Genomic DNA, 19,932 nt, shown 5'->3' with positions numbered 1-19,932 from the left:
TATGAAAGGGAAAAAATATTTAGTCGTACTACTGACCGTATTTGCTGGCTTCTCAATGTTCCTTGCCGGATGTAAAGCCGTCTCCTTGACGCCACCATCCTTCGGGACGAACAAGACTGTCAAGAAGAGTGAAAAGAACTTAAAGATTGGGGTTTCATTGTCAACCTTAAGTAACCCATTCTTCGTTTCCGTACGTGACGGGATTACGAAGGTTGCTAAGGAAAACGGGAGCTCAACTCAAATTTTCGATGCTCAAAATGACAGTGCCAAGCAATCTAACGACGTTGAAGATTTAATTCAAAAGAAGGTTGACGTTATTATCATCAACCCTGTTGACTCTGACGCCATTGCTACTGCTGTTAAGGATGCTAACAACGCTGGTATTCCAGTTATCGCCTGTGACCGTGGGTCTAACGGTGGGAAGTTGTTAACGACTGTTGCTTCTGATAACGTCTTGGCCGGGAAGATGGCTGGTAAGTTTATGATGAGCCAGTTAAGCAAGAACGACCAGATCGCTGAACTTGAAGGTACGCCAGGTGCCGATGCCGCTATCCAACGTGGGAAAGGTTTCAACAGCACTGTTAAGGGTACTTTAGACATCGTTACGAAGCAAACTGCCAACTTTGACCGTGCGCAAGGGATGTCTACTACTGAAAACATCTTACAAGCTCACCCTAAGATTAAGGGTGTCTTCGCTCAAAACGATGAAATGGCTTTAGGTGCTATCAAGGCTATCAATGACCCAGATATGGTTGTTGTCTCCATCGATGGTGGGGAACAAGGACTCAAGGCCGTTAAGTCTGGTAAGATTACCGGTATCATTGCCCAATCACCAAAGGTTGAAGGGGAATTAGCTGTTAAGGCTGCTTACAAGCACTTTAAGGGCGAAAAGGTTGAAAAGGCCACGCCTTCACCAATTCACTTGGTTACTAAGAAGAACGTTGCTAAGTTTGAATAGTCTCTAGTGAACGATAAAAAAATCTCCGGATAACGTATCCGGAGATTTTTTTTGCGTTTATTGTCGATGTCTTTGGTGCCAGAAGTAGACTGGCAGACCGATAAGTGTTAGCCCTAGTCCAGTGACTGCCAATCCGGTTTCGGTAATTAAGGTCGTTACCAAAATGAAGATGCCGCCAATCAAGGCTACGATGGGAATGATTGGGAACCAAGGGACCCGGTACGGTCGGTTGAGTTCAGGCTCTGTTCGTCGTAGCCGAAATACGGCTAGGAAGATCAGACAGTTGAAGACCCACATGACGAAGACTAGCATGTCCGTTAGGATGTCGAAGCTACCCATGAACATCATGAGAAGCGCAATTAAGAATTGAATCGTTCCGGCAAAGTAAGGGACGTAGGTCTTACGTGAGAGCTGACGGAAACGCTTCGAGAAGGGTAGGCTGTCTTCCTCGGCCATGGCGAAGGGCACACGCATCCCAGTTAAGGTATAGCCGTTAATGGCGCCATAGACTGAGATGAGGATACCGATGGTGACCAATTTGCCCCCAAACTGACCGAATAGCCGCATAGAGGCATCAGCCGCGGCGTTTTGATTACCGGCAATCAGGTCAATTGGCAAAGTCTTGAGAAAGACTAGGTTGACCAGGGTGTAGATGATGGTGATGAGTGCCAACCCTAACACGATTGCTCGAGGCAGATCTCGTTCAGGGTGTTTCATCTCCCCCGCAATATTACCGATGCTAATCCAGCCGTCATAGGCAAACATTGTTGCTAGTAGGCTAGAAGCAAAGGCTTTACCCCAGTTTAAGTGATCGCCGGTGGTGATCGGCCAGAATTGCAGGACCGTATGAGCCGGGTCCATCAGACCAAAGACAACGATGACAGCGATAGGGATGAGCTTAAAGACTAGGGCAATCGATTGAACAGATCCTCCAACGCGGGCCCCGAGAAAGTTCAATAGTGTGATACTGAGACCACATAGGATGGCCACCGGTAGCTGCCAGTGACTCTCTAGGTGAAAGAGTGCGGCGAACTGAACGCCGAAGATAATCGATAGCGCGGCGATGTTTGCCGGGTAGTAGACGAGCATCTGGGCCCACCCCATGAGGAAGCCCACGGGCTTACCATAGGCGTATTCCAGGTAGCGCATGGCCCCACCGGTTCGAGGGATGGCCGCTGCCAGTTCTGCACTGGTTAACCCGGCACAAATGGTCAGAAGTCCTCCCAGAATCCAAGCGACCAGCGTCATATTTGCGGAATGGTTGGCGGCCACAACACTGGCCGTCTTGAAGAATACCCCACCACCGATCACGGTTCCCATGACGGTGGCTAGAGCAGTGAATGTGCCGATTTCACGGCGTAACTCCTTTGCCAATATCAAAACTCCTTTACACTCTCGAATGACTGATTTTTCCATTATAGCACGTTGCTCTTTTGTTGATGGTTAGAAATGTCTGAGAGGAGAGCAGAAGACAATAAAAAACACCGCCGAGACTAGTCTCAGCGGTGCTTTCATTAAGATTAAGTTTAGTGGAAAGCCATGTTCAGAAGCAGAACAATTGCTAACCCGACGATGGCGATCACGGTTTCCAAGACGGTCCAAATACTCAAAGTTTGCTTAACAGTCAAATCGAAGTATTCACGGAACATCCAGAACCCGGCATCGTTCACGTGAGAAGCAGCTAAGGAACCAGCACCGATGGCCAGAACCATCAGGGCAGGGTCAACACCGGCTTGGGCCATCAATGGGGCCACAATTCCGGCGGCAGTCAAGGAAGCCACGGTAGCGGATCCTAAGGCAACACGCAGAACCACAGCGACTAACCAACCTAAGACCAGTGGGGACATGTTGGAATCGATAAAGATCTTGGCAACTTCTTTACCAACACCACCATCGATGAGGACTTGTTTGAAGGCCCCACCACCACCGATAACTAACAGTAACATGGCAATTGACTTAACGGCATTTTCCAACGTTGCCATGATGTCGGCAGTCTTACGCTTCCGACCCCAGCCCATCGTGAACATTGCCACGATCAGGGAGATTAACATCGCAATCGCAGGGTCACCAATCAAGGCCACGATTTGGTCCAACATGCTGGCGTTCTTGGTTGGTGTTGCACCACCGTCAATAGTCATCTTGTAGATAGTCGTGATGGCCATCAAGATAACTGGGAAGAGGGAAGTCAGAACGGATAAACCAAAGCTAGGAGCTTCTGAAGGCTTGAACGTCTTAACTTCACCCAATGAAGAAAGGTTACCCTTCTGTTCAAAGGCTGTCGGCGCGTAACGCTGGGCGAGCTTGGTGAACAGAGGACCGGCGATGATTGCGGCAGGAATTGCGACAACCAAACCGAAGAGTAAGACTTTCCCATCATTGGCACCTAACACTGCAGAAATAGCAACTGGTGCTGGGTGAGGTGGCAGGAATCCGTGGGTAACTGATAAGGCAGCAGCCATGGAAATCCCTAAGTAGAGAATTGGTACATCGGCTTCAACCGCAATGGCGAAGACGATAGGAATTAAGAGGACCATCCCAACTTCGAAGAAGAGGGCAATCCCTAAAATAAATGAAGCAAGCATGATAGCAAGTTGCAGGCGTTTCTTACCGAAACGATCAATTAAGGTCGTGGCAATCATGTAAGCACCACCGGCATCGGCAACTAACCGACCCAGCATAGCTCCGAAACCGAAGACTAAGGAAAGTTCACCAAGTTGGCTCCCAATCCCGGATTCGATGGTTGCGGCGATTTTGGTTAAGTCCATCCCCAGTAACATGGCTGTCAGGACGGAGGTCAGAATCAGGGAAACGAACGTATTGATCTTGAAACGAATAATGAGGACCAATAGAAAGATAACCCCGATGACTAAAGCTAAAAGTTCCATTTGGAAGTAAGCCCTTTCATCTAATAAATTTTGAAAGGCCGCTGTGAAAACACCGACCAATCAATATAGTAAACACATTTTACCCGATAGAATCCTTTTTGTATAGGATAAATTTTATCGACTGATAAAATTCCCACCCAATTCTAACGGTGTTTCAGAAAAGATAAGTGGGTAACTTATTTCTTCTTGAGATCTGTCACATGAGTCCGTTGGTATTCCGCAATATTCTTGTATTCGGATTGCAACTGACGGCTCAAGCGGATGTAGATTGGAACCAAGGCCCGGTAAGCATCGTAGGTTTCTGGGTTAGGGTGGTGAACATTCGTGACACCCACGAAGTTCTTAACGGCTGAAAGGTCGTCAATCATCCCTAAAGCATACATTCCTAGCGTTGCGGCACCTAAGGCCGTTCCTTCTGGACTTTCTGGAATCGTGACGTCTTGTTCAAAGATGTCAGCTAACATTTGACGCCAGAGAGCAGAGCGGGCGAAACCACCGGTAGCTTGGATGCTGGATGGTTTGCCAACGACTTCTTCCAGGGCCAACATGACCGTGTAGAGGTTGTAAACAATCCCTTCCAGAGCGGCACGAACCATGTGCGCCCGTGAGTGTGTCCGCGTCAAACCGAAGAAAGATCCACGAGCGTTGGCGTCCCAGATTGGGGCCCGTTCGCCACCTAAGAATGGGTGGAAGATCAGACCATCGGAACCGGCTGGAATCTTAGAAGCAATTTCCGTCAAGAGGTCGTAAGAATCGACATGCATCTGTTCGGCAGTCAACTTTTCTGGGGCGAAGAGTTGATCACGAACCCAACGGAAGACAATCCCACCGTTGTTGACGGGACCACCAACGACCCAATGATCCTTGGATAAGTAGTAACAGAATACACGGCCCTTAGGGTCAATCTTTGGCTTGTCGGTGACCACCCGTACGGCACCGGAAGTTCCGATGGTCACGGCAACGACACCCGGGTTAATGGCGTTAACACCCAAGTTAGCCAGGGGACCATCTGAGGCACCCATGATGAATGGCGTTTGTGGGTCGATACCGATAACACCGGCGTAGTCGGCCTTCATGCCAGTCACTTGATCCGTAGTATCGACTAGCTTTGGTAATTGATCACGCGTGATACCTGCAACCTCTAAGGCTTGGTCGTCCCAGTCCATCTTAAAGATGTTGAAGAGACCTGTTGCGTTAGCGATTGAGTAGTCTTCTTGCATGACACCGAAGAGTTTGTAGAGCACATACTCTTTAATGCCGACGAACCAACGCGCCTTTTTGAAGAGGTCTGGTTGTTCGTTACGAATCCAGATCAACTTGCTCAATGGGGTCATTGGGTGAATAGGTGTCCCGGTCTTTTCGTACAGTTGCTTGCCAACGCCGTTTTCACGGAGTTCGTCAGCGTATTTAACGGCCCGGTTATCCGCCCAGGTGATGGCACGGGTCAAAGGTTTGTGATCGCTGTCTAACAGAATTAGGCTGTGCATGGCGGCGGAGAAAGAAACGCCGTGAAGCTGGCCGTTCTTAAGGTCTGCTTTTCGCAGAACCGTCGTTAACCCATCAATGATCGCGGAGAAGATTTCTTCTGGATCTTCTTCGGCCATGTCAGGCACATCCTGATAGAGGGGATAGAGGTTGTTAGAATAGCCCTGCATCTTACCCGTTGTATCATACAATACGGTCTTGACACTGGTCGTTCCAATATCGACCCCAATCATGTAGTCCATAGTGCTCGTCCTTTCGTGGTGCGATTATCGTGAAAAAAAGAAGGTCATCACCCTGAACCATAACGTATCGTTTGAAAAAACGCAATGAATACGTCGTGGATAAGGTAGCGGTTACACAAACCGCGACTATCAAATGAGTTCTAATTTTCTCTACTCAACACATTATATGAAAAGAAGTTTCACATTTCAAGTGAAATGCTGTAAAATGTTTACAAAAGTAAAATTTGATTTTCCAGAAAGGGGGCTGCGATTATCGCACGCTCAACGATTGGCAAGATTCGCGGGACTTATGATCAATTGTCCCGGACTGAAAAAAAAGTGGCACAATTAGCCCTAGATAATCCTGCAGTGGTTAGTGAAATGACAATTAAGGAGTTGGCGGCGGCATCCAATGTTTCTACGGCGACTATTTCTCGTTTCGTCAAACGGATGGACTACGCCAACTATCGTGAATTTACGATGGCCTTGGCCCACACCGCAGCGGCTATGACACCACAACAGAGCTCCTTCCCGGAATTAGCCGAAGGAGATTCCCTGGCCACTATCGCCAACAAGACATTCCGTTTCTCCGTGAATTCGCTGCGGGCGACCAATGATGCCTTAAATGAAGACGACTTAGCTCGGGCTGTTTTGAAGATTATCAATGCCAAGACCCTGGCCTTCTTTGGGTTAGGGGGATCTTCGATTGCCGCTCTAGATGGGTATCACAAGTTTCTCAGAACCTCACTGAATGTGGTCTACCATCCCGACTACGACATCCAGTTGATGCAGGCGGCAAAGATGACCGCTGATGACTGTGCTATTGTGATTTCACACTCTGGTCGAAACCACGAAACCTTACAGATTGTACGGGAGCTCACGCGTAATGGGGTCGCTATCATCGTGATCACCAGTTACAGTGGCTCCGAGTTGGCGCAGGCCGCCGCCGTAACTTTCCTCTCCTTAACGGATGAAGTGAAGTATCGGTCTGAAGGGATGTACTCCTTAATTTCACAATTGACGATTCTCGACAGTCTTTTTATGATGACGGTCTTGCGCATTTCTTCACGGACCCAACCGGTCTTGACCCGTGTCCGCGATGTGATTGAACACACACGAGATGAATCCTAACCAACATGGTATAATAGTAGTTAAATTCTAGTTGGTGAGGAAGAGTGGTGATTGACGGTGAAACGAAAAGACTATCAACCTATTTATGACAACACTTTTCGTCACCCTCATCGACGTCGGCGACGCTGGTTAATCGGTTTATTAATTCTGGTGATCCTTGTAGCCGGGGGCTTTGGCTGGGATCAGTGGCAGCGTCATCAACGGGAGCAGCTGGCCACGTATCCGATTCGCGGCGTTACCGTAAATCAGGACAGTGGCTACGTGGATTTTCAGCAATTGTCGCAGAAGTCGGCATTTGTCTACCTGCAGGCGACTTCGGGGGCGACGTATACCGACGATGACTTCAGTGATAACTATTCACGGTGCCAGGGCGCTGACATTCAGGTAGGGGTAGCACACACCTTCAGTTTTACCTCGACGGCAGCCAAACAGTATGCGCACTTCAAGGATACCGTGGGTCAGGACACGGGGACGTTGCCGATTCGGGTGTCGGTTGCCTATTATGATCAATATAACAATAACAATTCCGGGATGGCGAACCAGGGTCAGAAGTTAAAGAAATTGGTGAGCCTGCTCAGTAGTAGTTACCAGCAGGGGGTTATTATCTTTGCCAATCACACGGTGATGACCCAGTTCGTGGATCCGGTTCTACCTAACCAGGCAAAATGGTCTGCGGGCGGCAAGCTCAAGAGTCACGGCCATGAGGTTAAGTTCATCGAGTACAATGCCGATGGGTCGCTGTCACAGAGTAATCAGAGCCAGCCAGTCTCACGTTCCGTGTTTAACGGGAGTAAGCAGGATTGGGAAAGTTTTGGTAAATAGAAAAAACGTCGTTAGTTCAGCGGGCGTCAGGGCCTGACTGATTAACGGCGTTTTTATTGTCTAATCTGCTATTCTGTTGGTTTTTGCAATGGTTGCATCGCATAAGTACAGTCGTCGGCTTCATCGAAAAATGAAATGGGTTGGCGTTCGTTGGCGTGGATGGTCAGATGGTAACCAAATTTATCCTGGAAGGTGAGCTGATGTTCATCCAGGTCCTTGACCCGAACCTTAAGGGGATGATTATCGATCTGCACGTCAAGATTAGGACTGATTTCCAACCGGTGGTGGCGATGATTATGGGGATCAACAAACTGCCACGTTCCGACGTAAAATAATGGCGATTCACTCGGTTGGTTCTTGTTCTTACGATGTAGTGAAAATCCACCGGTCAAACCAGCCACAAGTGAAACGCCGAATAGTGCGATATCCCGACCCTTCACCAGTAATCCCTCCCTTGAATAAGTAATTAACTTCAATATAACATTTTTAACTAGAAAACTCGTCATAATTCCCTTGGATTTTAAGAAAATTAATGATGGCGCTATGCTTGCCTCGCTGTGACTGTTAAAATGAAGCTAATTAGAACTTATCTTGGGAGGTAACGACATGATTCGATTAGGAACGGTTGGAACGAACTGGATTACGCAGCAGTTGGTTGAAGCGGCTGCGGCGAGTCAACAATACGAGTTAGCCGGGATTTATTCACGCGAGGCAGCAACAGCTAAGGCCTTCGGTGAACGAAACCACGCACAGGTTAACTACACGGACTATCCTCAAATGTTGGCGCAGGCTGATTTGGATGTCGTGTACATCGCCTCACCAAACAGTTTGCACTTTGCGCAAGCCTTGGAGGCCATTAAGCGAGACATCTCTATCATTGTGGAGAAGCCCGCCTTCAGTAACCGTCGGGAAATGACGGCGATTCAGGCTGCCTTGGCGCAACACCCTAAGGTGAAATTTTTCGAAGCTGCCCGCCACGTCCACACCCCTAATTTCCATCAGATCGAACGCGCAATGGCTGGTTTGCCAACCGTTCAAGGGGCGAACTTGACCTACATGAAGTATTCCTCACGTTACGACCAAGTCCTCGCTGGTGGTCGGCCTAATGTCTTTACACCGGAATTTTCCGGTGGGGCATTACAGGATCTCGGGGTGTACCCTGTCTATTTGGCGGTCGCCCTGTTTGGCCAACCGGAGACCGTCGCTTACTTCCCAACTCTGATTGAGACGGGAGCGGACGGCAAGGGGCTCGCCGTGTTACGTTACGCAGACTTTGATGTTGCCATTAACTTCGGAAAGACCAGTAATTCTACCGCGGAGTCCGAAATTTATGGTCTGAAGGACACCATTGCCTTGGACAGTGCCGGAGAGCTGACTCATGTGTTTTTCCGTGACGCCACCGGACAAGAACAGAATCTCAGCCAACCCGCGTTAGATAACCCGATGACTCCTGAAATGGTAGACTTCGCGCGGGTCTTACAGGATCCAGATGCCCCACAGAATGTGGCCGACTATCGGCGTTGGCTCGACTGGAGTTTAACCGTGAACCAAGTATTATTTGATCTCCGAGTAGCGGGGAATCTCCGCTTTCCGGCCGACCAAAACTAAGAAAAAGAGGATACGATATGTTAAAACAATTTGAGGCCCATTTTAAGGACCTAGGCTACACCGAATCAACCGCGATTCAAACGGCGGTCTATGACCCCATGGTTGGCGACCATAACGTCCTAGGTCTGGCACCAACGGGGTCTGGGAAGACCGTGGCCTTTACCTTACCAGCCTTGGCCAACCTCCTTCCAGGTGACGGGATTCAATTAATCGTGCTGGAACCGTCACAGGAACTTGCCATCCAGACGAGTCGGGTCATGCGTGATTGGGCAAAGTTACTGGATCTGAAGGTGGTTGCTCTGACCGGGGGCGCCAACGTGAAGCGTCAGACAGAACGCCTGAAGAAGCGTCCTGAAGTTATCGTCGGGACACCGGGCCGGGTGCTCAATCTGGTCAGTGACCGCAAGCTCAAGTTACATTTAGTGAGTCTGATGATTGTCGACGAGGCCGATGACCTGTTGACGGGGGACACCTTGGATACGGTTAGAGCCATTGCACAAGCTGCACCGGCTGATGTCCAACTCGGATTCTTCTCCGCTACCGACACGCCAATTCTCCATGAACTGGATCAGTGGTTTGGTCAGACCGTCGAACGGATTGACGTTCGGGCAGAAGATCAGACGCAAGGAACCGTACGGCACGGCCTCTTACAGGTTGGGATGGGCAAGCGCGATCAGATGTTAAAACGCCTGTTGTCAATGCCAAACTTTCGGGCCTTAGTGTTCTTTAAGCAAACCAATGCCTTACAACACACAGCCTCACGGTTCTATCACGACCACGTCTCGGCTACGAGTCTGACTAGTGACCTACGTCAAGTGCAGCGGGAGAAGGCCTTACAGGACTTCCGGCTGGGACGGACGCGTCTGCTCTTGACGACCGATGTTGCAGCTCGTGGGTTAGACATCCCTAAGTTGCCCGCTGTCATTAACTATGATTTACCACAATCAGTTAATGAATACGTGCATCGGGCCGGTCGAACCGGTCGAATGGGTGAACCCGGTCAGGTGATCAGTCTGGGTGATGACCATGATCTGCGAGACTTAAAGAAGCTCCTCAAGGAGACCGATTACGAGTTGGTTCCCATCTATTTTGGGAATCGGCGACTGACCACGGAACGGCCAATGGCGCCTAAGGCCGCAGTGAGTGCGACTGCTTCGACAAAGCAGGGGTCGACGCCCCAGGTTAAGGTTCCGGGGAGTGTTGCTGCTAAGGCAGTGACCACCACCAAGCAGGCGTCAAAACCCGTAACCAAGTCTTCCGCGGCTCCGGCTCAAAAGAAGAAAAAGCACAAGAATCGGCATACTAAGAACAAAGGGATGCGGAAGAAATGGCGTGACCGCGACGCCGAACAGAAATAGTCAGACTTTACAATTAAAAAGATCCGTGTAAAAATAAATCATGGATCTGTTTTATGGCCCCATAGCACAACTGGATAGGGCACTCGCCTCCTAAGCGAATGATCCCGGTTCGAGCCCGGGTGGGGTCAGTCATTGTGTCACTAACCGATGCCAATCTGGTGTCGGTTTTTTGTTGCGGAAAAATTGCGGTTTTCACACGAAAATTTCGCGTCTGGAACCGTTTTCCATTATAATGAAAGTATGTTAAGCCAAGAGGAGGCAGTTTCGATGGAAAATACAGAGTCAATGAACCCCAAAAAGTTCACACGCATTCTAGTCGGGGTGGATGACTCCCCGGATGCACAGTTGGCCTTTCGTTACGCCATGAACCGGGCTAAATTTGACGGGGCAGAGCTGGTAATCTGTTCCGTGTTGGAATCCGATAATATGAATATCTATCAAGCTTTGAGTAAGGACTATGTTCACGGTCAGCGGGCTGAATTGCAAGCACATTTACAAAAGTATCAGGATCTCGCCCAACGCTTTGGTATCAGTGAAGTACGCTATGTCATTGGTGAAGGTGATCCCGGTGAGACCATTGTGAAAAATATCATTCCTGACGTTAAACCGGATTTACTGGTTGTCGGGTCACTTTCGCAGAAGGGTGTCCGCAAGTACTTCGGGAGTCAGGCCGCCTACATGGCAAAATATTCTCCCGTCTCGGTAATGATCGTTCGTTAGCGAATTAACACCGTTTAGCGGCTCTCAAATGAAAATAAGATACACGTAAGCCCTTGCAAACCGTAACTTTTTTTCATACAATGTACTCTATGCATAATAGGATCGGACTACGGCAGGTTCGGTCCTCAGAATTCGGCATAGAAAAGAGAGAGAATAATGCAGTTCGTCATTTTGTTTTTGGGGATTCTCCTATTACTCTTCCTGATTATTCGAGTAAAGTTGAATACCTTTGTTTCGCTGATCGCAACGTCAATCCTCGTTGCGTTGGGGCTGGGGATGAACCCAGCCAACATCGCTGACTCCATCAAGAACGGTATCGGAAGCTCCATGGGCGAGCTGATCATCGTTTTTGGTTTTGGAGCCATGATTGGTCGGTTGGTCTCGGACTCCGGTGGTTCTTACCGGATTGCGCGGACCCTGATCAACGTTTTTGGGAAAAAACGGTTGCAGGTGGCCATCGTGGTGGCTTCCTTCTTAATCGGGATTTCCTTACTGTTTGAGGTGGGGTTAGTCCTGGTGACACCAATCGTGTTCGCCGTGGCCTTAGAGGCTGAGGTGCCCTTCCTGTACTTAGGGATTTCGATGGCGGCGGCCTTATCTGCTACGCAAGGGTTCCTACCACCACAACCCTCACCAACAGCGGTTGCCACGGCTTTAGGAGCCAACGTGGGTGAGATGCTCTTGGTTGGGATTATCGTGGCAATTCCCTGTGTGATTGTGGCCGGTCCGATCTGGACGCGGGTCATTCGCCGGTTTAATCCAGACCTATTCGTGATCAAGAAATCTTTGCCCGCCTTTGGTGAAGTTAAGGAGTTTGATCTCGACGAAACGCCTAGCTTTGGGTTAGCCGTTTTGACGTCACTTTTCCCAGTAGTTTTCATGGCCTTAGCAACGATCTATCAAATGACGGTCGATGGGGGCGCGGCACCTAAGAACCCACAAGGGTTGGATGCAGTCGTTTCCATGTTAGGGAACCCCGTCATTGCGATGGTCATTGCCTTACTCTTTGCGATCTGGTCGATGGGTTTCCATCGCGGTCGGACCATGAAGGAAATCAGTGCCACGTTAGAGGATGCGATCAAGTCGATTGCCATGCTTCTGATGGTTATCGCCGGGGGATCTGCCTTTAAGCAAGTCCTAATCGACGGTGGGGTTGGGAAGGCTGTGCAGGAATTAATGATGCATTCCAAGTTCTCTCCAATCCTATTGGCCTGGTTAATTACGGTTATCCTGCGGGTCTCATTGGGCTCTGCGACGGTCTCCGGGATGACGGCAGCCGGGCTGGTTACACCACTGATGCATACGCTTAACGCGGATCCAGTCATGATTGCCTTGGCTATTGGTGCCGGGTCATTGGCAGCTTCTCACGTGAACGATGCGGGTTTCTGGATGTTCTCAGAATACTTCGACCTGAGTGTTAAACAAACCTTCCAGGTCTGGACTACACTCGAAACGGTTATTTCAGTTGTCGGCCTGTTAATGGTTCTCTTAATGAATACAATTATGAACTAACAAAAAAAAGGAGATCAGGACAAGTGTCCTGATCTCCTTTACGTTTGAGAGCGATATTGTCGAAACAGACTAATCGTCTATCTTTACGCCCGTGCTTCTTGGCTTACTTTTCTTCTCGAATGATATACATCGGGCGGTGCTTCGTTTCTAGGTAAATCTTGCTGATGTACTGTCCTAAGATGCCTAGACAGAACAACTGAATCCCACCGATGGCGAGTAGAATCACCACGAGGGAAGGCCAGCCGGCCACCGATCCCCCAACGGTCAAGGCCCGGATAATCACGAAGATTAAGCCGAGAATTGAGAGTAAAAAGGAGAGGCTACCGACCCAAGTGGCGAGACGCAACGGAGCATTGGAGAAATCAATGATGCCTTCGATAGAGTAGGCAAACAGTTGACGTAGACTCCAATGGGTGGTCCCGGCCGCTCGGGGCTGGCTTTCGTAGGTCAGATACGTGGTCTTATAGCCGACCCAACTGAAGATCCCCTTAGAGAACCGGTTGAATTCAGGCAATGATACCACGGTATCAACAAATTGGCGGGTCATCAATCGGTAATCACGAGCATTCGGTTCGATCCGAACGTCTGATAGCCAGTTAATGACACGGTAGAAGCTGCTGGAGAGGAACGCGCGTAGCTTGCTTTGACCACGCCGTTCCTTCTGAATGGTTCCCACGCAATCATATCCCCGATTTTCAATGAGGTCGACCATTTCCGGCAAGAGCTCCGGTGGATCTTGTAAATCAACGTCCATAACGGCAACCATGTCGCCTGTCGTGGCTTGGAGGCCCGCGGCCAACGCTGATTCCTTACCGAAGTTTCTGGAGAATGACCGAAAGTGGACAGTCTCTGGATGTTCTTCATGTAAGGCTTTCATTTCATCTAAGGTGTGGTCGCTTGACCCATCATCCACAAAAATATACTCCGGCGTTACCGTTGGAGTAGGGGTATTCATAGATGTGATCACCTTGCTAACGGTTCGGTAAAATAATGGTATAGACTCCTCCTCGTTATAGCAAGGAACGACCAGACTCAATTTCTTCATCACAGACATTCCTTTCACACAACGCTATCATCTTACCTCAAATATAGGAGGCTTACCATTAAAATTTGTTTACGAGTCTGCCAATTTTCGGTGACTATCCTTACTTTTCGCCGATGAATGCGGATTCAGTGAGAAAAGATTTTGCCGGCGACGAATAATTTGAGAATAAAAACGGAGTTTATAACATGGGACCGTGGCTTCTGCTATAATTGACGATAATACACGTGACTTTGGAGGTATTGCAGTGACGAAACCAATTAAAGTAATGACAGTGTTTGGAACCCGACCGGAGGCCATCAAGATGGCCCCGATTATCTTGGCCATGCAACAGCGGCCGGACGCGTTCACCCCAATCACGGTGGTAACCGCCCAGCACCGGGAGATGCTTGACCAGGTGTTGGCCATCTTCAAGATTACCCCGGACTATGACTTAAACATTATGCGCCCCCAACAGACGTTGAGTGGCATTACGACACGTGTCTTGAACCAACTCGATGACGTGTTGACGGAAGCCCAACCGGACATTGTGCTGGTTCATGGGGATACCACCACCACCTTCGCTGCGAGCGTGAGTGCCTTCTATCACCAGACGATGTTGGGTCACGTGGAGGCAGGACTCCGGACTTGGAACAAGTATTCACCTTATCCGGAAGAAATGAATCGTCAGCTGACCGATATTCTTAGTGATCTGTACTTTGCGCCAACCACGCTTTCCAAGGCTAACCTGTTGAAGCAGGCGCATCCGGCAGAACAGATTTATATTACCGGGAATACGGCGATCGATGCCCTGAAGCAGACCGTTGATCCAGATTACCATCACGCGGTCTTAGACCAAGTGGCTGCGGATCACCGCATGATTCTTCTGACCATGCACCGACGTGAGAACCAGGGAGCACCCATGCACGCCGTCTTTAAAGCCGTGCGTCGTGAGGTTGAAGCCCATCCTGACGTTGAGGTGGTCTATCCGGTTCATCTGAGTCCAGTCGTCCAGCAGGCGGCTCATGAGGAGCTAGACGGGATGGATCGCATTCACCTGATCGATCCACTAGATGTGGTGGACTTCCACAACCTGGCAGCACGGAGTTTCTTCATCATGACTGATTCCGGTGGGGTTCAAGAAGAAGCGCCATCGCTGAACAAGCCAGTTCTGGTTCTCCGGGATACCACGGAACGGCCAGAAGGGGTTGAAAACGGGACCCTTAAATTAGTGGGGACCGATCCGCAACGTGTGACGGAAGCAATGGAACAATTATTAACAGACGAACAGGCCTACCAACGGATGGCAACTGCCAAGAACCCTTATGGGGACGGGCATGCGTCCGAACGAATTTTGAAAGCAATTGAAACCAAAATCAATGGAGGCAATTTAAATGGCTGAGACGGCATATGACCGAGCCGAGATTAAAACGACTGAACAGTTATCAGAAATTATGCGCGACCTGCATCAAAAGGCCCTGAAGCATAATGAACGATTTGATTATAAGATTCTGCGTAACGTTCACTTTGCCAACAAGGTGAAGAATCCGGTGACGCAGGAGATGAACGACGGGGATTCCTGGCGAGTGATGCAAATTGACAACTTGCTAGTGACTTCCTTTGGCGTGATCAACGTGGAAAGTAAGTATTGGCGGGGGATGATTTTTCATGACCTGTCCGAAGAAATCTTCTCCACGAGCCTCGATGACTTTTCTGCGGTGAACTTGACTGGTAAGGAAAAGAAGACCCCTAAGGCACTGATGAATCGACTCGATCGGTTCTTCCTGCCGAACCTGTCGGAAGAAAATGAATCTCTCACACAGGGTTATACCATGAGCCTTGAACAGGAGGGACGGGGACAACGGTCGATTACATTGCACACGGGGATCAGTAATCCCGCGACGCAGGCCGAACTTTCTTCCAAGTTGTTGGTGCGCTATATCAATAGTGAAATCACCATGCACCGGCAATTAGAGAACAAGAATGACCGGATCATCGATTTTGTCAAGCCCATGGTCTATTACAACTACTATGATCGCTATGACCGAATTAACTCGATGGTTGTGGGCAACAAAACCAAATTAAATCCCAATGACGCCTATAACTGTACCGCAGTGGCAAATTATGATGATCTGGCCACCTTCATCGAGGCTTTCCGGCAGGCCAAGTGCGTGCGCTTTAGCCGCAAGACGTTGGAAAAGATGATTGGTACCCTGAAGTTTGCGGAGGATTATGGGTCATTCTAACTGACAACGAAAGGAGACGTGGCACCTGTGGCTAAACAGTGGCGCGCTCGGCTGGCACCTGTCGGCCGCTTCATTCAAACCATTGGCAAACGATACCAGATGGCAAACGTCTCCGATTCCGCGGTGGTGTTGGCTTATTATACGCTGTTGTCACTCTTCCCAGCGCTACTGGTCGTTGCCAGTATTCTCCCGTATTTGCACATCGAAACCACGACCGTGATGGAGAGCATTGAGCCAATGGTTCCTGAGAATATCTATACCATGTTGGAACCGATCATTCACTCCTTCCTAAACAATCGGAGTGGGAGCGTGCTGTCGATCGGGGTGATTGTTTCAATCTGGTCATCGTCGCGGGCCGTTGCGGCTTTTCAACGAACGGTTAATGGAGCCTATGGGGTGGCCAAGAAGCAGAATGCCATCGTCAATCGCGTGGGGGCTTTCTTCTGGATGGTGGCGCTGATCGCACTACTTTTCATCCTGATGCTCTTCTTTAGTTTTGGCCAGGTGGCCGTGGAACAGCTCACACCGCTGTTACATTTGCCGACTCAGGTCTTAACCTATGTAAATGCGGCGAAGTGGCCGTTAACCTTCGGCGTGACGTTCTTCGTGTTGATGATCCTCTTTTACTTTGTGCCGAGTGTTAAGCTGAAATGGCGTTACGTTTGGCCGGGGGCACTCATTGCGACGGTGGGTTGGCTGTTACTATCGCAAGCCTTCTCACTCTATGTGAAGTACTTTGTTCACAACATCGATAGTTATAAGACCATCGGAACATTTATTGTTCTGATGTTTTGGCTCGACTTTACCGGGATGATTCTGATGTTCGGGGCGGTTTTAAATGCCTCAATTCAGGAACTCTTGGTCGGCGATTTTGAGGAGCAAGCCGTGCTGCCCAATATCTTGAGGTATCGAATTAAGAAAAAATAAAAGACACCAGAGGTCCGAGAGCAATTAGCCCGGGCCTTTGATGTCTAATGACTGAATCGGATTAAGCTGAGGGTTGTGCGGTGGCAACGAGTTGCGCGGCAAAGGCATCGAGCCGGTCAATATCAGCCTGATCGGGTTCCAGATCGATCTTGACGCTGGGAGCACCCTGACGCGCACCACTCTGTTTGAAGGCTGCCGCAAACCGATCTACGGCAATATTAAAGTCGTCGCCGTAGAAGGTGTCGCCGGAGCCGGCCACCCCGAATACTTGGTGGCTGAGGTCGACTTGTGGCAGGTCTTCGAAAAAGTCGAGGCCTTCCTCGGGGAGGGCACCGCCGTCATAGGTATAGGCGCAGACGACGCAGATGTCGGCGTCTGTGAATTCAGCGGCATCAGTCTGGGAGATTTCGGTTTCTTGAACCCGGCAACCTTGGGCCTCTAAGCCTTCGGTGACGATATCGGCGACGTCTTGATTGTTCCCGGTGATGGTGGCGTAAACAACGTGAGCGGTTAACATAGTGGCACTCCTTTCGGTAAAACTTAATTGTCGTTAATTATAGCAGGCTAGAGGCCAAGCGACCACATTCATTTCGCTAGGGAATCATGTGTGGGGCGAAAAGCTGACTGACTAACTAATCCACCACTATGCGAACCCCATTGAATTTGAAACTGGTAAAATGGTTATGAATAAAAGAGAAGGAAGTGATCGAAATGGCCGAAATTACCATGATTGAAGCTCAGAAACGCTCAGGACGCTATAATATTTACGTCGATGGCCATTACGCCTTCCCGGTTAGTGAAAGCGTCCTAGTGGATTTCCGTCTGTACAAGGGCATGGAGATCGATAAGGAACTCGAGGAACAATTGACGTCGGCCGACGATGTTGCCAAGGCCTATAACCGGGCCCTGGATTATCTATCGCATCAGTTGCGGACTGAAAAGGAAGTCCGAGATAAGCTAGTAGATTTGGAAATACCACCAGAAACGATTGACCAGACAATCCAGAAGTTACGAGAATTTGCGCTGGTTGACGATGCTCATTATGCGGCCAGTTATGTCCGCACTATCATGAACACCAGTGATAAGGGACCACGGGTGATTCGACAGCATTTACGCCAGAAGGGTGTAGATGAACAGCCAATCGATGAGGCTCTGAAGCAGTATCCGGTGGCAGAGCAGATGACCGTGGGGACGGCCGTCGCTGCCAAACTTGCCAAGCGCTACCAGCACCAATCGACGCGTAATCAGCTCCAAAAAGTTCGCCAAGGACTGATGAGTCGCGGTTTCGGTGGGGATGAGATTAATGGCATGTTAGATAGCCTGGATCTCACGCCGGATGAGGATGAACAGCGTGCACTCCTGGCGAAGCAGGGTGAGAAGCTATGGCACCGTTATCGGGCGCTGAGTCACTCAGAACGGCAGTATAAGACGAAACAAGCCTTGTATCGTAAAGGGTTTAAGCTTGATGAGATTAGCGCTTGGCTGGCAGATTTAGGGGAATCGGCAGACTAGTCATCACGTTTTCAAAGAGTAAGGGGGAGCAACTATGAAAGCAAAGGTATGGGGGACAATTTTAGCTTTGGCGGCCGTCTTGGGTCTCGGGGGTGGTCTAGCCTGGTGGTTTAATGGGCAGACCCAACAGACCAAGGCAGAGCCAAAGGTATCAAGTAGTTCGGTTGTTCGGAAGGTCAAGCCCAAGAGAAAAGTGCCTGCGAAGAAGCGGAAGCTGGCACCGGCAGCGACAACACGGCAGATCGATGCCGTTTTGCAGGCCAATCGTTTCGTGGGGACAGCCTTAGTGGTTCACCACAATCAGACCATTTATCAGCAAGGTTGGGGCTACGCCGATGCGGCGAACCGCCAGAAAAATCACGTGAATAGTGTTTACCAGTTAGCATCGATTCAGAAATCCTTTACGGCAGGGCTATTGATGAAGTTGGTCGGGGAAAATAAAGTGGCCCTCAGTGATCCCTTGTCCAAGTACTATCCACAGATCGCCGGAAGCAATCAGATTACTTTGCGCGAGATGTTGGACATGAAGAGTGGACTGGTGTTAACAGCCTTTCCTAATTCGATCAGAACCGAACAACAGATGATTAAGTTCATCTTGAATAATGTTGTCAGCCAGCCCGCCAAGATCGGGCGGTGGCACTATTCACCCGTGAACTTCATGTTGTTAGCCGGGATTATTCAGAAGGTTTCTGGTGAGAGTTAACAGGACTACTTCACGCAAAATATTATTGATGCTGGCAACTTACAGCATTCGGGGTTCGTCTTCAACATGGCGAACCGGTCGGACTATTCTCAAGGGTATACGAACTCCAAGACCGGGAGTGTGTTACCAACCTATGATACCGAGTACGGGGAGTCGCGGCTTTCGATGCTCTACCAGTTCGGGACAGGGCAGGTTTACATGTCGGTCAACGATCTTTTCCAAGCGGAACGTAACATGTTGCTGGGGAAGGTTTATCCACAAAAGGATGTCAACGTGCTGCTGGTTCCCGGATCGGCGTCGATGTATGGTGGGGGACTCTACGTTTACCCAACCTACATCAGAGGCCATGGGTTAGCCTACGGGTATGAAGCGACCTTCCTGTTGAGCAAGGATGGTCAGGACGGGGTAGTCTTACTCAGTAACTACTACCGTGCTAACCAACTGTCACAGACGGCTGCCATTCAGCTTTGGAACCTCTTGGAGGGTGGCAATCTGGGGAAATAGTGCGAGATGCAAAGAAGAGGCTGTGACATAACTGACCTCTATAGAACAAGAATAAGGCACGAAACCGAATTTTGGTTTCGTGCCTTATTTCTATGCTCTTGATTCTTAATCCATTTTTCTCTAGTAGAGACTAACTTGAGGATGTTCAATGCCAGAACGAGGATTCCAGTTTCTTTTTTGACCTTTTCTAGGCCGCGTACCGAATAGCGATGGAAATGCAAATAAGCCTTCGTCTTGCCAAAAATTGGCTCTACATCAATCTTTCGACGCCCATAGATAGCCTTGTTTTCTGGTTTTGAAAGCTGTGTGCGTTCCTTAG

The 19,932-nt window shown here is 49.4% G+C and carries 20 protein-coding genes and 1 tRNA gene; 14 read left to right on the top strand and 7 right to left on the bottom strand.

All coding sequences use genetic code 11. The features are described 5' to 3' along the window. Position 1: 1 nt before the first annotated feature. Positions 2–958: a substrate-binding domain-containing protein gene (locus tag EKM70_RS02155; RefSeq protein ID WP_125544835.1), complete on the top strand. Its 957-nt coding sequence runs from the start codon at positions 2–4 to the stop codon at positions 956–958. Between the two features lie 57 nt (positions 959–1,015). On the opposite strand, the gene EKM70_RS02150 is transcribed toward EKM70_RS02155, so the two are convergent. The 3 genes from EKM70_RS02150 to gntK form a co-directional block, all read right to left on the bottom strand. After that, positions 1,016–2,335: an APC family permease gene (locus EKM70_RS02150; RefSeq protein WP_191985875.1), complete on the bottom strand. Its 1,320-nt coding sequence runs from the start codon at positions 2,333–2,335 to the stop codon at positions 1,016–1,018. A 149-nt stretch (positions 2,336–2,484) separates the two neighbouring features. Continuing rightward, positions 2,485–3,843 carry a gluconate:H+ symporter gene (locus EKM70_RS02145; protein WP_125544830.1) on the bottom strand — a complete coding sequence of 453 codons (1,359 nt, stop codon included), beginning with the start codon at positions 3,841–3,843 and terminating at the stop codon, positions 2,485–2,487. 176 nt (positions 3,844–4,019) lie between these two features. Next, the gene (gene gntK, locus EKM70_RS02140) at positions 4,020–5,570 is read right to left on the bottom strand and encodes a gluconokinase (RefSeq protein WP_125544828.1); all 1,551 of its coding nucleotides are present in this window, start codon (positions 5,568–5,570) and stop codon (positions 4,020–4,022) included. Between the two features lie 252 nt (positions 5,571–5,822). Between gntK and EKM70_RS02135 the strand changes: the two genes are divergently transcribed. Then, entirely contained in the window at positions 5,823–6,680 is an 858-nt protein-coding gene (locus tag EKM70_RS02135) for a MurR/RpiR family transcriptional regulator (RefSeq protein WP_125544826.1), read from the top strand. Positions 6,681–6,737: 57 nt separating this feature from the next. Next, positions 6,738–7,502, top strand: a complete 765-nt coding sequence (locus tag EKM70_RS02130; protein ID WP_125544824.1) for a GH25 family lysozyme — start codon at positions 6,738–6,740, stop codon at positions 7,500–7,502. 68 nt (positions 7,503–7,570) lie between these two features. On the opposite strand, the gene EKM70_RS02125 is transcribed toward EKM70_RS02130, so the two are convergent. Further along, complete coding sequence (locus EKM70_RS02125) at positions 7,571–7,942, bottom strand: DUF4828 domain-containing protein (RefSeq protein ID WP_125544822.1); 372 nt, start codon at positions 7,940–7,942, stop codon at positions 7,571–7,573. A 166-nt stretch (positions 7,943–8,108) separates the two neighbouring features. On the opposite strand from EKM70_RS02125, the gene EKM70_RS02120 reads away from it, so the two are divergent. From EKM70_RS02120 to EKM70_RS02100, 5 genes are all read left to right on the top strand, one after another. Then, entirely contained in the window at positions 8,109–9,110 is a 1,002-nt protein-coding gene (locus EKM70_RS02120; RefSeq protein WP_125544820.1) for a Gfo/Idh/MocA family protein, read from the top strand. Positions 9,111–9,127: 17 nt separating this feature from the next. Beyond that, positions 9,128–10,468, top strand: a complete 1,341-nt coding sequence (locus EKM70_RS02115) for a DEAD/DEAH box helicase (protein ID WP_125544818.1) — start codon at positions 9,128–9,130, stop codon at positions 10,466–10,468. 55 nt (positions 10,469–10,523) lie between these two features. Beyond that, positions 10,524–10,596 (top strand) — tRNA-Arg (locus EKM70_RS02110). Positions 10,597–10,735: 139 nt separating this feature from the next. Further along, positions 10,736–11,188: a universal stress protein gene (locus EKM70_RS02105; RefSeq protein ID WP_125544816.1), complete on the top strand. Its 453-nt coding sequence runs from the start codon at positions 10,736–10,738 to the stop codon at positions 11,186–11,188. Positions 11,189–11,344: 156 nt separating this feature from the next. Then, positions 11,345–12,700 carry a gluconate:H+ symporter gene (locus EKM70_RS02100; protein ID WP_125544814.1) on the top strand — a complete coding sequence of 452 codons (1,356 nt, stop codon included), beginning with the start codon at positions 11,345–11,347 and terminating at the stop codon, positions 12,698–12,700. 103 nt (positions 12,701–12,803) lie between these two features. On the opposite strand, the gene EKM70_RS02095 is transcribed toward EKM70_RS02100, so the two are convergent. Further along, positions 12,804–13,745 (bottom strand): glycosyltransferase family 2 protein, encoded by a 942-nt coding sequence (locus EKM70_RS02095; RefSeq protein WP_125544812.1) that lies wholly within the window; start codon positions 13,743–13,745, stop codon positions 12,804–12,806. Positions 13,746–13,989: 244 nt separating this feature from the next. Here EKM70_RS02095 and wecB point away from each other — a divergent pair, with 244 nt between their 5' ends. From wecB to EKM70_RS02080, 3 genes are read left to right on the top strand one after another with little or no spacing between them, the layout of a single operon-like run. Then, complete coding sequence (gene wecB, locus EKM70_RS02090; protein ID WP_125544810.1) at positions 13,990–15,123, top strand: non-hydrolyzing UDP-N-acetylglucosamine 2-epimerase; 1,134 nt, start codon at positions 13,990–13,992, stop codon at positions 15,121–15,123. Continuing rightward, entirely contained in the window at positions 15,116–15,967 is an 852-nt protein-coding gene (locus EKM70_RS02085; protein WP_125544808.1) for a nuclease-related domain-containing protein, read from the top strand. Before wecB ends, EKM70_RS02085 begins: the two co-directional genes overlap by 8 nt. Before the next feature lie 27 nt (positions 15,968–15,994). Beyond that, positions 15,995–16,894: a YihY/virulence factor BrkB family protein gene (locus EKM70_RS02080; protein ID WP_125544806.1), complete on the top strand. Its 900-nt coding sequence runs from the start codon at positions 15,995–15,997 to the stop codon at positions 16,892–16,894. A 61-nt stretch (positions 16,895–16,955) separates the two neighbouring features. Here EKM70_RS02080 and EKM70_RS02075 read toward each other — a convergent pair whose 3' ends face one another. Further along, entirely contained in the window at positions 16,956–17,411 is a 456-nt protein-coding gene (locus EKM70_RS02075) for a flavodoxin (protein ID WP_125544804.1), read from the bottom strand. 194 nt (positions 17,412–17,605) lie between these two features. Here EKM70_RS02075 and recX point away from each other — a divergent pair, with 194 nt between their 5' ends. The 3 genes from recX to EKM70_RS11470 all read left to right on the top strand — a co-directional run bounded on the left by recX (position 17,606) and on the right by EKM70_RS11470 (position 19,613). Next, positions 17,606–18,406, top strand: a complete 801-nt coding sequence (gene recX, locus EKM70_RS02070; RefSeq protein ID WP_125544802.1) for a recombination regulator RecX — start codon at positions 17,606–17,608, stop codon at positions 18,404–18,406. A 34-nt stretch (positions 18,407–18,440) separates the two neighbouring features. Next, positions 18,441–19,109 (top strand): serine hydrolase domain-containing protein, encoded by a 669-nt coding sequence (locus EKM70_RS11475; RefSeq protein ID WP_225416358.1) that lies wholly within the window; start codon positions 18,441–18,443, stop codon positions 19,107–19,109. 66 nt (positions 19,110–19,175) lie between these two features. Further along, positions 19,176–19,613, top strand: a complete 438-nt coding sequence (locus tag EKM70_RS11470; protein WP_225416357.1) for a serine hydrolase domain-containing protein — start codon at positions 19,176–19,178, stop codon at positions 19,611–19,613. Positions 19,614–19,651: 38 nt separating this feature from the next. On the opposite strand, the gene EKM70_RS02060 is transcribed toward EKM70_RS11470, so the two are convergent. Next, positions 19,652–19,932 (bottom strand): transposase (locus EKM70_RS02060; RefSeq protein WP_164506303.1); only part of this gene is annotated, 281 nt, incomplete at its 5' end.

This window comes from Levilactobacillus lindianensis, from assembly GCF_003946095.1.
Classification (GTDB): Bacteria; Bacillota; Bacilli; order Lactobacillales; family Lactobacillaceae; genus Levilactobacillus; species Levilactobacillus lindianensis.
The sequence above is the reverse complement of the archived record's forward strand: the minus strand, read 5'-3'. Positions and strand labels throughout refer to the sequence as shown.